The organism is Bacillus sp. FSL K6-1218 (genome assembly GCF_038006445.1).
Taxonomy (GTDB): Bacteria; Bacillota; Bacilli; order Bacillales; family Bacillaceae_G; genus Bacillus_A; species Bacillus_A thuringiensis_S.
Genome location: NZ_JBBOVE010000001.1, coordinates 3743460 through 3758086, shown reverse-complemented (window position 1 = coordinate 3758086; position 14627 = coordinate 3743460). Strand labels below are relative to the sequence as shown.

Below are 14627 nucleotides of genomic sequence, written 5' to 3'. Positions count from 1 at the left end.
TTGAAAGTTTTGTTTCAACTTTTCGTCTAAAGAGACAAAAAGTTGTCACAAATCGGTCACAATTAGCATAAACATAAAATAGACGAAATGAACTTATTTCCAAAAAGGCTTGGTTTATTCCAATCATGATTCTTAGAGCTGAAAAAGCATGGATTAAAAGTTCACTATATTCCCAAGGAGGTAGATCGTATGAAAACTATTCTTGCTATCGCTGGACTTATTTGGGTTCTATCGCATGGCATCCCAATTTATGAAGGAGAACAAATTCGCAGTGCTCTAAATAAAAATTTTAATGAATATCATATCATTGATCGGCAAGATAATGTTGTGACAGTTCGAGTAAATGACTGTTTTCATACGGTAACCGTTGAAGGAACTTCAGTAGTGAATGATACAAAAGTATGTGATCAGCAATAATTATATATGGAAAGAAAAAATTCTCGAATTAAATATCTGAAAATTAAAATTTAAGCATTATAGACGAAGAATAAGCGGGGGCGGGTAATCCCCGCTTATTCTTGTTTCACTTTATTGAATTTTGATGAGAGATATCATGATTTTTTTGACAAAAAGGAAAGGGTATACTGAAAATTGAGATTAAGAAGCTAATGAGTTGTTAAGAATAATCATAAAGTGTAAATATACTCTTATGGGGTATCATGCGTAGATATTTAATGCTATAATTGGTATACTCATAAAAACAATTGTTTTATTGGATGAAGAGAAACTTTAAGAAGGTGATAATATGGATCATAAAGAGCATGAAGCAGTAACACATAGATCAGAAAAAGAAAAAGAACAGATTATAAATAGATTAAAGAGAATTGAAGGACAGGTTCGCGGTATTCAAAACATGATTGAAAATGATCGTTATTGCGTAGATATTTTAGTGCAAATTTCAGCGATTAATGCAGCGATGAAAAAAGTAGGAATGGGCGTTCTCAAAAATCATACGAGTCATTGTGTTTCAGGAGCTATTAAAAATGGAAATGGTGACGAAGCAATTGAAGAATTAATGACAGTATTTGAACGTTTTTCAAAAGCGTAAAAACAAGCTAGTATTTAACTGGCTTGTTTTTTTGTTTACCCTTATATTGGATTTTGGTGTATTGTAGTGAAAAAGTGTGTGTAAAATAAACTTTTAGAAAATAATTGAAAAATCATGATATAAAACCATTGATTACCTTAGGGGGGTATGGTAAGATGTAATTGTGATTAACAAACAATGAATAAACAAGAGGAGGATTTTAAATGGAACAGTTAACATTACAAGTTGAAGGTATGTCTTGTGGACATTGTGTAAATGCTATCGAAAGCAGTGTGAAAGAGCTAAACGGTGTTGAACAAGTGAAGGTTCAATTAGCAGAAGGAACTGTTGAAGTTACTATCGACTCGTCTGCTGTAACATTAAAAGATATCGTTGCTGTAATCGAAGATCAAGGATACGATGTTCAATAATTATTTTTAGATATGGAAATAAATCGTACTTTAAATGGAGTACGATTTATTTTGCTAATAATTATACCTCATAAGGGTATATAGAGGTGAGAGACATGGATGAAAAAAAAGAGGCCAATCTTCAAATATCAGGAATGACATGTGCGGCATGTGCAAATAGAATTGAAAAAGGTCTAAAAAGAGTAGAAGGTGTTCATGAGGCAAATGTAAATTTTGCGCTTGAAAAAACAAAAATAATGTACGATCCAACTAAAACAAATCCGCAACAATTTAAAGAAAAAGTTGAATCATTAGGATATGGAATTGTAAGTGATAAAGCTGAATTTACTGTTTCAGGAATGACATGTGCAGCATGTGCAAATAGAGTTGAAAAGCGTTTAAATAAGTTAGATGGTGTGAACAAGGCGACAGTAAATTTTGCTTTAGAATCAGCCACAGTAGACTTTAATCCTGATGAAGTTAATGTAAATGAAATGAAGAGCGCGATTACGAAGCTAGGATATAAATTAGAAGTGAAACCAGATGATCAAGATGCATCAACTGATCATCGATTACAAGAAATTGAAAGACAAAAGAAGAAGTTTATTATTTCGTTTATTTTATCTTTCCCATTATTATGGGCAATGGTTAGTCATTTCTCATTTACGTCGTTTATTTATTTACCAGATATGTTAATGAACCCTTGGGTGCAACTAGCACTTGCAACTCCTGTTCAATTTATCATTGGTGGACAGTTTTATGTTGGGGCTTATAAAGCGTTACGTAATAAAAGTGCTAATATGGATGTTCTCGTGGCGCTTGGAACGTCTGCCGCTTATTTCTATAGTGTATATTTAAGTATTCAATCTATTGGTTCTTCGGAACATATGACAGATTTATATTTTGAAACGAGTGCGGTACTTATTACATTAATTATTTTAGGTAAATTATTTGAAGCGAAAGCAAAAGGGCGCTCATCAGAAGCGATTAAAAAATTGATGGGTTTACAAGCGAAGACAGCTACAGTAGTGCGAGATGGAACAGAAATAAAAATTTTGATTGAAGAAGTAGTAGCTGGTGATATCGTCTATGTAAAGCCTGGTGAAAAAATACCAGTAGATGGTGAGATTGTAGAAGGTAAGTCAGCGATTGATGAATCGATGTTAACGGGTGAAAGTATTCCTGTTGATAAGTCAATTGGGGATGTAGTAATAGGTTCGACAATGAATAAAAATGGTTTTTTAAAAGTGAAAGCAACTAAAGTAGGCAGAGATACTGCATTAGCTCAAATTATTAAAGTAGTAGAAGAGGCACAAGGTTCAAAAGCTCCTATTCAAAGGGTAGCAGATCAAATTTCAGGTATTTTCGTACCGGTTGTAGTTGTGATTGCGATTATCACATTTGCAGTATGGATGATATTTGTTACACCTGGTGATTTTGGCGGAGCACTTGAGAAAATGATAGCCGTACTTGTTATCGCATGTCCATGTGCATTAGGTCTTGCAACGCCTACATCTATTATGGCAGGATCAGGAAGATCGGCTGAGTATGGTATTTTATTTAAAGGTGGAGAGCATTTAGAAGCAACGCACTGGTTAGATACGGTTATTTTAGATAAAACGGGTACAGTGACAAATGGGAAGCCGGTGTTAACAGATGTAATTGTGGCAGATGGATTCAATGAAAATGAACTGCTTAGATTAGTAGGGGCAGCAGAAAGAAATTCTGAACATCCACTTGCAGAAGCGATTGTAGAAGGCATTAAAGAAAAGAAAATTGATATCCCAAGTTCAGAAATGTTTGAAGCAATTCCAGGATTCGGTATCGAATCAGTTGTAGAAGGAAAACAATTATTAATTGGCACACGTCGATTAATGAAGAAATTCAATATTGATATTGAAGAAGTTTCAAAATCAATGGAAGCGCTAGAACGAGAAGGAAAAACAGCAATGCTCATTGCAATCGATAAAGAATATGCTGGTATAGTTGCCGTTGCAGATACTGTAAAAGATACTTCAAAAGCAGCTATCACAAGGCTTAAGAAAATGGGTCTAGACGTTGTTATGATTACAGGAGATAATACACAAACTGCTCAGGCGATTGCAAAGCAAGTTGGAATTGATCACGTAATTGCAGAAGTATTGCCAGAAGGAAAAGCAGAAGAAGTGAAAAAACTGCAAGGAAATGGTAAGAAAGTAGCGATGGTTGGAGATGGGATAAATGATGCTCCTGCTCTTGCTACAGCAAACATTGGTATGGCAATTGGAACGGGAACGGATGTAGCGATGGAAGCAGCGGATATAACGTTAATCCGCGGTGACTTAAATAGTATTGCTGATGCGATCTTTATGAGTAAAATGACGATAAGAAATATTAAACAAAATTTATTCTGGGCATTAGCTTATAATGCGTTAGGAATTCCAATTGCGGCATTAGGCTTCTTAGCCCCTTGGGTTGCTGGAGCAGCGATGGCATTTAGTTCTGTATCCGTTGTATTAAATGCATTACGATTACAAAGAGTTAAATTAAAATCTTAAAAAACTACATTAAGTAATTGAATAGAATTAAAAAACAATACTTTGAATAAGTATTGTTTTTTGTTCGTATAGAAATTAAAACGATATAATAAAGAAGAATTATTAAATCTTATGTAGTAGAAAAGTTAAGAGGTAGTTTGGTAAGGAGACTTATATATGTTAAAAGATATTATAATTAGAACATTTCAGAAAGAAGATTTAAATCAAGTATTACAATTGTTCTATGAAACAGTTCATACGGTTAATGCAAAAGATTATAATGAGTTACAGCTACAGGCATGGGCACCAGATCGACTAGAGGGAGAAAGCTGGTTACAGTCTTTAGAGAAGAATATTAGTTATGTAGCGGATTATAACGGTGTGATAGTGGGATTTGGGGATTATAATGATGAGCATTACGTAGATCGTTTATTTACACATAAAGATTATCAAGGAAAAAGGATAGCTTCCTACATACTACAGAAGTTAGAAAAAGAAGCAGTAAACTTGGGGCATGGGGAGATATATACAGAGGCGAGTATTACAGCAAAACCTTTCTTTGAAAGTAAAGGTTTTATTTGCATAAAGGAACAAAAGAAACAGCAAAATGGTCAGATTTTTATTAATTATGTAATGAAAAAATAGCCCTCTCGTAAACGAGAAGGCTATTTTTTCATTATTTTACAGCTTCTTTAAGTTCTTTACCAGCTTTGAAAGCAGGTACTTTAGAAGCTGCGATTTGCATTTCTTCACCAGTTTGTGGGTTACGGCCTGTACGAGCAGCTCTTTCGCGAACTTCGAATGTACCGAATCCGATAAGTTGTACTTTCTCACCAGCAGCTAAAGTGTTAGTGATTGATTCTACTACAGTTTGTACAACTACAGTAGCTTCTTTTTGAGAAATCTCAGCATTTTGTGCTACGTTTTTAATTAATTCTGTTTTGTTCATGTTTTTCACCTCATATGTAAATAATGCTATTTAAGTTGTTATTATAACGTATAAAACATTCGAGAACAAGTGTACGTACATATATTCGTAAAAAAAATGAAATTTGTAATATTTTTGAGAGCTACTTTATAGACATTCAATTTAAGCGGATACAGATTTTTTCTTTAATGCAGTTTGCTCTTTATTGGAAGGGAGTTTCTTATTATAGGATATGAAATAAGGTAATGCTACAAATAACATACCTCCTACTAAGTTTCCGAAGAAAACAAAAATGAAGTTTGGAAAATATTCAATCCAAGTTAAATGACCGGCAAAAATTGCAGCTGGGATGACAAACATATTGGCTACAACGTGTTGAAATCCAATCGCAACAAAAGTCATAACTGGGAACCAAATACCGATAATCTTTCCGATAAATTCTTTACTTCCCATACTGAGCCAAACAGCTAAACAAACGAGCCAATTACATCCGATTGCAGAAATAAATGCTTGCAATGGTGTATCTTGTAGTTTCGCTTGAGCGATAGAAATAGTTTTCGCTAAAAAAGCTCCTTCAGTTAAGCCGACGATATGACCGAAAAAATAGGCTACGAATACAGCTCCTATGAAATTGCTAAATGTAACAATAACTAAATTTCGTATGAAATAAAATAAAGTAATTTTCTTTTGGAGCCAGGCCATAGAAACTGTCATCATGTTACCAGTTACTAGTTCACCGCCTGCAAGAATAACGAGAATAAGACCAACAGGGAATACAGCAGCGCCTAGAAAACTAGAAAATGATCCCCAATATTTTGGCATTGTCCCAATAACATGGATATCAAGTAAATACCCTAATGCGATAAAAGCACCACCAAAAAAACCAAGAATTAGCATAGGGAGCAATGATAAATGAGCTTTTTTCCTTCCTGAATTGGCAGCAAGTTCCGTAATTTCTTCTGGTGTAAATACAGACATGAATAATCCCTCCGTAATAAAATGATGGAATGAATAGAAAAAATTTCGAAAATCTATGTATTATAAAAATATGTTATGACTTCTGTATAAAATTGTCAAAGTGAATAGAGAGGGAATTACATTCATGTGATAACATTGTTCATGTTGTCACATGAATGTAACAATAAGGATTTAAAGTGTTTCTAGAGGTGAAAACATGAATACGAATCATGTAAAAAAAGAACGGAAAAAATCAATCGTAAAGATATTTATTATTAGTTTTATAAGTATATTAATGATACCAGTAAGTTTGTATTATTATGCGACAGAAATAGAACGAAAATTAGTAACAGTTACGTGGAATGAAATAGAAGCTTCTGCAATTCCTAAAGAATTTAATAATAAAAAAATATTACAGTTTTCAGATGTACATTTAGGACCAGAGTTTACACTGAAACAACTTGAACATTTAGTGGAGAAGATGAATGAATTACATCCAGATATAGTAGTTTTTACCGGAGATTTAATAGATAAATTTGGGTCTTATAGTGCGGAAAGAGAAGAAGCGAAGGCTATTTTGCAGAAAATTTACGCTCCCTTAGGGAAATATGCTGTGTTTGGGAATCATGATAGGGGCGGGGGCGGTAGTTTATTTTACAAAAAATATATGGAGGAAGCTGGTTTTTCTGTATTAGTAAATGAAGTGCAGAAAATTAAAGTGGAAAACGGCAAATATATTACAATATCAGGTTTGGATGATTTTCTATTAGGGAAGCCGCAAATAGATTCAACTTTAAAAAACTTGAAACAAAATGATTTCAACATGTTATTAGTACATGAGCCGGATGTTGTAACCAAAATAAATCGTTACCCAGTTGATCTTCAACTGTCAGGACATAGTCACGGAGGGCAAGTCCAAATTCCTTTTGTAGGTCCGTTAATTACTACCAAACTAGCTGAGAACTATGTTGAAGGTATGTATGAAGTAGAGGGGAAGAGTAAGCCGTTATATTTATATGTAAATCGTGGCATTGGGACTACTAGGATGCCTGTTAGATTTTGGAGTGTACCTGAACTTTCAGTTTTTGTGTTGAAGCAAAATAGTGACTAGAATAGTAGGAGGACTTTTAGAGAAAGTTCTCTTTTTTTATTGATTAAATACTGAATGTTATGTAAGTTTTATTTAAAATGTTAAATAAAGAAAGGGGAATTTCTATGATAGAAATATGGCATAAAGAATTGGAAAGTTTATATAACCAAATAGTTTCATGGCGAAGAGATTTTCATCAATATCCAGAGCTATCGTTTCAAGAAATAGAAACGCCGAGAAAAATAGCTGAAATCTTAAAAAGTTTTCATATTAATGTGAAAACAAATATTGGGGGTAGAGGGGTAATCGGCGTAATTGAAGGTGGAAGACCTGGGAAGCCGATAGCGCTACGTGCTGATTTTGATGAACAAGCAATGTTAATTGGTGGTAAATTACTTTTAAGTCTTGTGAATAGTTATGTAAGAGATGAAAAAGAATCTTTTCATCATGTAGAAGTGAAAAAGTAATTTACATAAATAAAAAACAACAATAGGTTATTTAACCTATTGTTGTTTTTTATTATTTTTGCAAGGGAATCGCATCAAAATATGTTCTATAGTTATTAGAGAATTCAAAGTTGTTTTTTGCATCCCAATTAATAGACCAAGACATTAGGCCGCGGAATGCAGGGTAGCCACTCTGATTTGAAAGCTTATACTTTCCTCCGAAAGGAATTCCTTTAATGATATAATCTAAAGCTTTTTTCATTTCAGTTGGAGAAATATATCCGCCACTTGGAGCGGCCGCTGGTGCTGCAGGAAGTCCAATCATGACTTGATCCGAACGAAGAGCTGGGAAAATGTTATTTGGATTACCACCTACAGGAAAACCATGTAAGAGCATATCTGCCATAGCGACTTCGTAGTCTGCAGTACCTTGATTGTAGTTATTACCGTCCATTCCAATCCCGCTACCAGCATTGTAGTGTTGAACATGAATGTATGTTAGTTTGTCTTTCACTCCGTAAATAATTGGTAAATATGCACCCCATATGCTTCCATATGCGCTATAACCGCCTTGAACATAAGCTGTTTCAGGAGCCATGCTTAATAGAAAATTTGGACCATAATGATCTGAGATTGTCCGAATAGCTGAAATAAGATTTACGATTTGAGGAGTCGTTGGATTTTTGAAATTAGTGTCATTACCGTTTAAGTAAATTCCTGATTCAAGGTCAATATCTATTCCATCAAAACCGTATTTATCAATTAGAGATTGTATGGAATTAATAAAACGTTGCTTAGCGGCATTATCAGGAAGTAAAACGACCCCATTTTGTCCACCTATTGAAAGAACTACTTTCTTTCCTTTGCTTTTTAAATAAGCAATATCTGATTTGAATTCTGCATCCGTACCATACACAGGAGAAAATTCAACAGTGGAACGATCACCACCAGTTTCACCGAAAGATACATTGAGTACATCCCATTTTGGTGAAACGTCTCTTAATTTAATAATGCCAGTACCGTTATCAAAGTTATGCCAGTATCCAACAAGTAATTTTGATCCTAAATTGTTTGCTGCTTGTGTTTGAAAAGGGGATAGCGGTAGCAGTAAGAACATTACTAAAATACAACAAAAAAATTTGAACTTGTTTAACATATCAACACTCCTATACAAAAAGTTGTCTAGATGTATAATCTTGTTTATTTAATAATATCTGAAAATTCTTTCTTTTGTAAGAGGGCTATAATTTTCTCAACAATTGTGTGTGGGAAAGTATTAAACCTAATGAAATAATTTTTGAAGGAAGCTGAATTGCAATTGTTAAATTCAGAATATTTTGATATATTTTAAAGTATAGAACAAAATCTTTCACACAGTACTCTTACATAAATTTCAAAATTTAGTTTGGAAGGGGATGTACAAGAGTTGGATAAAAATCTAAAGAAAGACCTTAAAATACGCCACATTACAATGATCTCAATTGGCGGCGTAATAGGAGCTGGTTTGTTTATTGGAAGTGGTGCAGTTGTACATTCGGCAGGACCAGGTTCTATCGTTTCATATGCATTAGCAGGACTTCTAGTCATTTTCGTCATGAGAATGCTAGGAGAAATGGCAGCTGTTAATCCGACAAGTGGTTCATTTGCAACGTATGCAAGAGAAGCAATTGGTCCATGGGCGGGTTATACAATAGGCTGGTTATACTGGTTTTTCTGGGTAATTGTTATTGCAATAGAAGCCACAGCAGGTGCTGGTATTATCCAATATTGGATTCCACAAATACCGCTATGGTTATTAAGTTTAATATTAACAATTTTATTAACGTTGACGAACGTTTTTTCGGTGAAATCATTTGGAGAGTTTGAATATTGGTTTTCTTTTATTAAAGTAATAAGTATTGTTTTGTTCCTTTGCCTAGGTCTTGCTGTTATTTTAGGATTTGTTCCAGGAACAGAAGCACCCGGCACTTCGAATTTAATTGGACAAGGTGGATTTATGCCAAACGGTATAAGTTCGGTATTGCTTGGAATTACTGTTGTTATATTTTCATTTATGGGATCAGAGATTGTAGCAGTAGCGGCTGGTGAATCTGCAGAACCTGTAAAAGCAGTAAAAACAGCAACAAACAGTGTGATTTGGCGTATTCTTGTATTTTTTATTGGGTCTATAGCGGTAGTTGTTACGCTACTGCCATGGAATTCAGCAAACATATTAAAAAGTCCATTTGTAGCTGTACTTGAACATATAGGAATACCAGCGGCAGCACAAATTATGAATTTTATCGTTTTAACAGCTGTACTTTCTTGCTTAAATTCAGGTTTATATACAAACTCAAGAATGCTTTTTTCAATGGCAGAAAGAGGAGATGCGCCAAAGTCATTTTTAAAATTGAACAGTAGTGGTGTTCCTGTTCGAGCGGTTTTATTTGGAACTTTCTTCGCTTATATTGGAGTTGTTTTTAGTTACATTTCTCCAGATAAAGTCTTTTTGTTTTTAGTGAATGCATCTGGCGGGATTGCGTTACTAGTTTATCTCGTTATTGCAGTTTCGCATTTAAAGATGCGTAAAAAAATGGGGAAAGTGGAACAACAAAATTTGAAAGTGAAAATGTGGCTTTTTCCGTATGTAACGTATGTTACAATTGCCGCTATTATAGTGGTTTTAGTTGCGATGCTCGCAATTGATTCTTTACGTTCACAAGCACTTTTAACAATGTTTGTTACTGTTCTTATCATACTTTCGTATTTTATTTTTAATAGAAATAAAAATAGCACAGTTTTGAATCCTAAAAGTAAGAATGAGGAATCTGTTCGATTCTAATTTTCTTGTTTTCGAAGAGAGTTACACCCAATCATTGCTATAAAAGAATCATATATAATCATAGAAACAAGTAATTACTATTGTCATAGTGGATATAAACTTTTTTCTTGACTTTTTATACGAAGGCGAGCAGAATGGTAAAAAAGGAAGGGGGGATGATGATGGAAGAGTACGTATTAGAGCTGTATAACCTGTTATATACGACAGAATGGCAAGATATTGTTTCGTTTCTAGGAATAGTATTTTGCATGAAAATTGTAATTGTATATATGGAAGAGCAAGGTATGTTCTATTCCTTCTCATCTCCGTTCGATGTGCAGCGCGAGCCGTTGCTAAACTATGCCAATGTGAATTACGAACAATTTCCTTTTGTAGTTTTCTTTATGATTCGATTTATAACAGCAATTGTAAAGAAGAAGGAAAGTGATGATGAAGAGTGCCACGCAACTTGTAAGGTAGCTAACGTTTTTTAAGCTAAATACAAGGAGGAGATTTATATGTGGTTTCGATTTCTTATGATTGGTTTCTTTTCATTAACAGCAATTTCATTAATGGGATATCAAGTGTCTGAAATTTTTCAAGCATATAGCGATACATTTTTTAATAAAAATTAATCGCGTTGCTATTTGAATAATAAAGCGATAAAATCCTTCTTAAGAAGTTTTATTAAGAAGGATTTTTTTCTTTGTCTTGTCTTGCTGTGTCAAACTATTGTCACATTTACACTGTGAATAATATGTTAAAATAGTGAGGTTATGTATACATACTTGAAGGAAGAGGGAGTGACCATTTTGGTGGATCAATCAACAAATCAGAAAAGCTATGCTCCTATTGTGATAACGCTTTCTGTAATTGTAAATGCGATTATTTTATTTTTGTTCTTTGGACCTGTTGGCTATGAAGGAGAAGTCCATTTTGATGTAACAATTTTACCAATGTTAAATGCGATTTTTAATAGCTTTACGTTCGTATTCTTATTAGCAGCTTTATACTCTATTATTAAAAAGAATGTGAAAATGCACCGTGGTTTTATCCTCGCAGCATTTACAACGACGTTGCTATTTTGTGTTTCTTATTTATCGTATCATTACTTGGCGCCAGCAACACATTTTGGCGGAGAAGGGTTCATTAAATATGTGTACTTCATTATTTTAATTACGCATATTATCCTTGCAGCAATTATCGTACCACTTGCATTGTTTGCGCTTGTATTTGGTTTTACAAATCAATTAACACGTCACCGTAAAATTGTACGTTGGACGATGCCGATTTGGTTATATGTAAGTTTATCTGGTGTTATTGTTTACTTAATGATCTCACCTTATTACCAATAAAAAATCTCAGCCTGTAGGCTGGGATTTTTTTATTAAGCAAATATTTTTGTGAAATGAAAAAAATATGGTATACAAAAGTATAGTTGCTTTTCATATAGAAGGGATGGTAAAGAAATATGCAAAATTTTGTATTTCGTAATCCAACGAAACTTATTTTCGGTAAAGGTCAATTAGAACAGTTAAAAACTGAAATTCCACAGTTCGGTAAAAAAGTTCTTCTCGTATACGGGGGAGGCAGCATTAAAAGAAACGGTATTTATGATAATGTAATTTCTATTTTAAAGGATATAAATGCAGAAGTATTTGAATTGACAGGTGTTGAACCGAATCCACGTGTATCAACTGTAAAGAAAGGGATTCAAATTTGTAAAGAAAATGGTGTTGAATTTATTTTAGCAGTTGGTGGAGGAAGTGTGATCGACTGTACGAAGGCAATTGCAGCTGGTAGTAAGTACGATGGAGATGTATGGGATATTGTAACGAAAAAAACATTTGCTAATGAGGCATTACCATTTGGTACTGTACTTACTCTTGCAGCAACAGGATCTGAAATGAATGCAGGCTCGGTAATTACAAACTGGGAAACGAATGAAAAGTATGGATGGGGTAGCCCGGTTACTTTCCCGCAGTTTTCAATTTTAGATCCAGTTCATACTACTTCTGTACCGAAAGATCAAACAATTTACGGTATGGTAGATATTATGTCGCACGTATTAGAACAATATTTCCATCATGGAACGAATACAGAACTACAAGATCGTTATTGTGAAGCTGTTTTAAAAACAGTAATTGAGACAGCTCCTAAGCTTTTAAGTGATTTAGAAAATTATGAGCATAGAGAAACTATTTTATATTGTGGTACTATGGCGTTAAACGGCATTTTAGCGATGGGAGTAAAAGGAGATTGGGCGACTCATAATATTGAGCATGCAGTTTCTGCTGTTCATGATATACCACACGGGGGTGGCCTTGCGATTTTATTCCCGAACTGGATGAAACATGTTGTAGAGGAAAATGTAAGTCGTTTTAAACAGTTCGCTATTCGTGTATTTGATATAGAAACAGATGGCAAAACAGATAAAGAAGTGGCTTTAGAAGGAATTAAGGCACTGCGTCAATTTTGGACTTCAATTGAAGCGCCAGCAACATTAGCTGATTACGGTATTGGAGAAAATGAAATTGATATAATGGCTAATAAAGCGATGGCGTATGGTGAATTTGGTAACTTTAAAAAATTAAATAAAGATGATGTTTTAAGTATATATAAAGCTTCTTTATAAGTGAATTTAGAAAAGAAACCTATTTGATTGTTTAATCGAATAGGTTTCTTTTTGCTGTTTATAAATGTTTATGGGTGTTTTTGATTATTTTTGATTGTTTGTGGTTGATTTTTGTGACCGTTTTCATTATACTGTAATCAAAGAAGAGGTGAATAAAATGTTAACTCCTGAACGTCATCAAATGATATTGCAACTTGTAAAAGAACAGAAAGTTGTAAAATTACAGCAATTAGTTGAAAGAACAGAAAGCTCTGAGTCGACAATTCGCCGTGATTTAGCACAATTGGAAAAGCAAAGGTTATTAAAAAGAGTTCATGGTGGTGCCGCTGTTTTAACAGGAAAAGGGCAAGAACCAACGATGGTTGAAAAATCATCCAAAAACATTCAAATAAAACAACAAATTGCTAATTATGCGGCTAGCGTTATTGAACAAGGTGATTGTATTTATTTAGATGCAGGAAGTACAACATTTGAAATGATTCCATTTTTAATAAATAAAGATGTGACTGTCGTTACGAATGGACTTATGCATATTGAAGCTTTAGTTGAAAATAATATTCGTGCGTATTTACTAGGTGGAATGATGAAGAGTAGGACGAAAGCTTTAATCGGTGCTATGGCACAGGAAAGTATGCAGAAGTATCGTTTTGATAAATGTTTTTTAGGTGCAAATGGTGTACATGAACAGCTTGGCTTTACAACGCCAGATCCAGAAGAAGCGCTCTTAAAACAAATGGCATTAACATTAGCAAACGAAGGATATTTCTTAATTGATGAAAGTAAGTTTTCAGAAGTTGCGTTTGCGAAAATTGCAAATGTTGAAGATGCAAATATTATTACAAACCATTTAGAAATTGATTTAGAAAAATATAAAAAACAAACCAATGTAATTGAGGCTGATAAACAATGATCTATACAGTTACTTTAAACCCATCTATTGATTATGTAGTGCAAGTTCCTTCTTTTGATTTAGGAACAATAAATCGAGCGGAGAAAGATATGAAGTTTCCTGGAGGAAAAGGAATTAATGTTTCTCGTGTTCTTCAGCGTTTAGGTGTTAAAAATATAGCACTTGGATTTACTGGTGGATTTACTGGTCAATTTATTAAAGAGGTATTACATGATGAAGGTGTAACAACAAACTTCGTCCAAGTAGATGAAGATACTCGCATTAATGTGAAAATAAAAGGGAAAGAAGAAACAGAATTAAATGGCCAAGGTCCTATTGTAACAAAAGAGCAGTTCGAACGGTTAATGAAAAAAATTGAGAGTATGCAACCTGGAGATTGTGTTGTACTCGCTGGGAGTGTACCGGTCTCTATTCCAAGTACTTTTTACGAATCAATTGCTGCGTTTGGATCTGAAAAAGGTATTCGTGTAGTAGTAGATGCAAGTGGAAGTGCACTGCAACATGTAATTAAAAATAAGCCATTTTTAATTAAGCCAAACCATCATGAACTTGGTGAGTTGTTTGGAGTGGAGCTTTCAACAGTAGAGGACGTTTTACCTTATGGAAGAAAATTAATTGAACAAGGTGTAAAACACGTTATCGTATCGATGGCTGGAGAGGGAGCTTTATTATTTACGGCAGAAGGTATATATGAAGCGACTGTTCCAAAAGGTGTTGTAATTAATTCAGTTGGGGCCGGAGATTCTCTTGTTGCAGGATTTGTAGGCAAATATGAACAGACAAAGGATATTGAAAAGGCATTTCAATACGGCGTTGCAACAGGGAGTGCAACAGCATTTTCAGCTGATTTATGTGAGAAGGAAAAAGTAGAAGAATTATTGTCGCAAGTAATTGTAGCTAAGCGATAG

15 protein-coding genes and 1 pseudogene are annotated in these 14627 nt (G+C 34.0%); 13 read left to right on the top strand and 3 right to left on the bottom strand.

The features are described 5' to 3' along the window. The first annotated feature begins 189 nt into the window (after window positions 1-189). From MHI26_RS19010 to MHI26_RS18990, 5 genes are all read left to right on the top strand, one after another. Window positions 190-417 carry a hypothetical protein gene (locus MHI26_RS19010; RefSeq protein WP_000849103.1) on the top strand — a complete coding sequence of 76 codons (228 nt, stop codon included), beginning with the start codon at window positions 190-192 and terminating at the stop codon, window positions 415-417. A gap of 328 nt (window positions 418-745) precedes the next feature. Next, window positions 746-1048, top strand: coding sequence for a metal-sensing transcriptional repressor (locus MHI26_RS19005; protein ID WP_000349637.1), 303 nt, complete (start codon window positions 746-748; stop codon window positions 1046-1048). Between the two features lie 203 nt (window positions 1049-1251). Beyond that, window positions 1252-1458, top strand: coding sequence for a copper chaperone CopZ (copZ, locus tag MHI26_RS19000; protein WP_000436973.1), 207 nt, complete (start codon window positions 1252-1254; stop codon window positions 1456-1458). A gap of 95 nt (window positions 1459-1553) precedes the next feature. Then, window positions 1554-3974, top strand: coding sequence for a heavy metal translocating P-type ATPase (locus MHI26_RS18995; protein ID WP_061666421.1), 2421 nt, complete (start codon window positions 1554-1556; stop codon window positions 3972-3974). Window positions 3975-4130: 156 nt separating this feature from the next. Beyond that, window positions 4131-4598: a GNAT family N-acetyltransferase gene (locus MHI26_RS18990; protein WP_061666422.1), complete on the top strand. Its 468-nt coding sequence runs from the start codon at window positions 4131-4133 to the stop codon at window positions 4596-4598. A gap of 31 nt (window positions 4599-4629) precedes the next feature. On the opposite strand, the gene MHI26_RS18985 is transcribed toward MHI26_RS18990, so the two are convergent. Both MHI26_RS18985 and MHI26_RS18980 read right to left on the bottom strand, forming a co-directional pair. Beyond that, window positions 4630-4902, bottom strand: coding sequence for an HU family DNA-binding protein (locus tag MHI26_RS18985; protein WP_001043904.1), 273 nt, complete (start codon window positions 4900-4902; stop codon window positions 4630-4632). A 141-nt stretch (window positions 4903-5043) separates the two neighbouring features. Then, complete coding sequence (locus MHI26_RS18980; protein ID WP_061666423.1) at window positions 5044-5859, bottom strand: formate/nitrite transporter family protein; 816 nt, start codon at window positions 5857-5859, stop codon at window positions 5044-5046. A gap of 196 nt (window positions 5860-6055) precedes the next feature. Here MHI26_RS18980 and MHI26_RS18975 point away from each other — a divergent pair, with 196 nt between their 5' ends. Then, entirely contained in the window at window positions 6056-6949 is an 894-nt protein-coding gene (locus MHI26_RS18975) for a metallophosphoesterase (protein WP_061666424.1), read from the top strand. Window positions 6950-7053: 104 nt separating this feature from the next. Continuing rightward, window positions 7054-7293 (top strand): annotated as a pseudogene (locus MHI26_RS18970) (amidohydrolase); the annotation flags it as partial. 154 nt (window positions 7294-7447) lie between these two features. Here the strand turns inward: MHI26_RS18970 and MHI26_RS18965 are convergent. Next, a complete protein-coding gene (locus MHI26_RS18965) occupies window positions 7448-8530 on the bottom strand; it encodes a chitinase (protein ID WP_061666425.1) in 1083 nt (360 codons plus the stop codon). Between the two features lie 270 nt (window positions 8531-8800). Here MHI26_RS18965 and gabP point away from each other — a divergent pair, with 270 nt between their 5' ends. The 6 genes from gabP to pfkB all read left to right on the top strand — a co-directional run bounded on the left by gabP (window position 8801) and on the right by pfkB (window position 14627). Continuing rightward, window positions 8801-10195, top strand: coding sequence for a GABA permease (gene gabP, locus MHI26_RS18960; RefSeq protein WP_061666426.1), 1395 nt, complete (start codon window positions 8801-8803; stop codon window positions 10193-10195). Window positions 10196-10329: 134 nt separating this feature from the next. Next, window positions 10330-10668 carry a hypothetical protein gene (locus MHI26_RS18955; RefSeq protein ID WP_003271231.1) on the top strand — a complete coding sequence of 113 codons (339 nt, stop codon included), beginning with the start codon at window positions 10330-10332 and terminating at the stop codon, window positions 10666-10668. A 318-nt stretch (window positions 10669-10986) separates the two neighbouring features. Further along, window positions 10987-11529, top strand: a complete 543-nt coding sequence (locus tag MHI26_RS18950) for a DUF420 domain-containing protein (RefSeq protein WP_000228316.1) — start codon at window positions 10987-10989, stop codon at window positions 11527-11529. 116 nt (window positions 11530-11645) lie between these two features. Continuing rightward, window positions 11646-12809: an iron-containing alcohol dehydrogenase gene (locus tag MHI26_RS18945; RefSeq protein ID WP_001179092.1), complete on the top strand. Its 1164-nt coding sequence runs from the start codon at window positions 11646-11648 to the stop codon at window positions 12807-12809. A 157-nt stretch (window positions 12810-12966) separates the two neighbouring features. After that, a complete protein-coding gene (locus tag MHI26_RS18940; RefSeq protein ID WP_016080598.1) occupies window positions 12967-13719 on the top strand; it encodes a DeoR/GlpR family DNA-binding transcription regulator in 753 nt (250 codons plus the stop codon). Then, window positions 13716-14627 (top strand): 1-phosphofructokinase, encoded by a 912-nt coding sequence (gene pfkB / locus MHI26_RS18935; RefSeq protein WP_000640855.1) that lies wholly within the window; start codon window positions 13716-13718, stop codon window positions 14625-14627. The genes MHI26_RS18940 and pfkB overlap by 4 nt, the downstream gene beginning before the upstream one ends.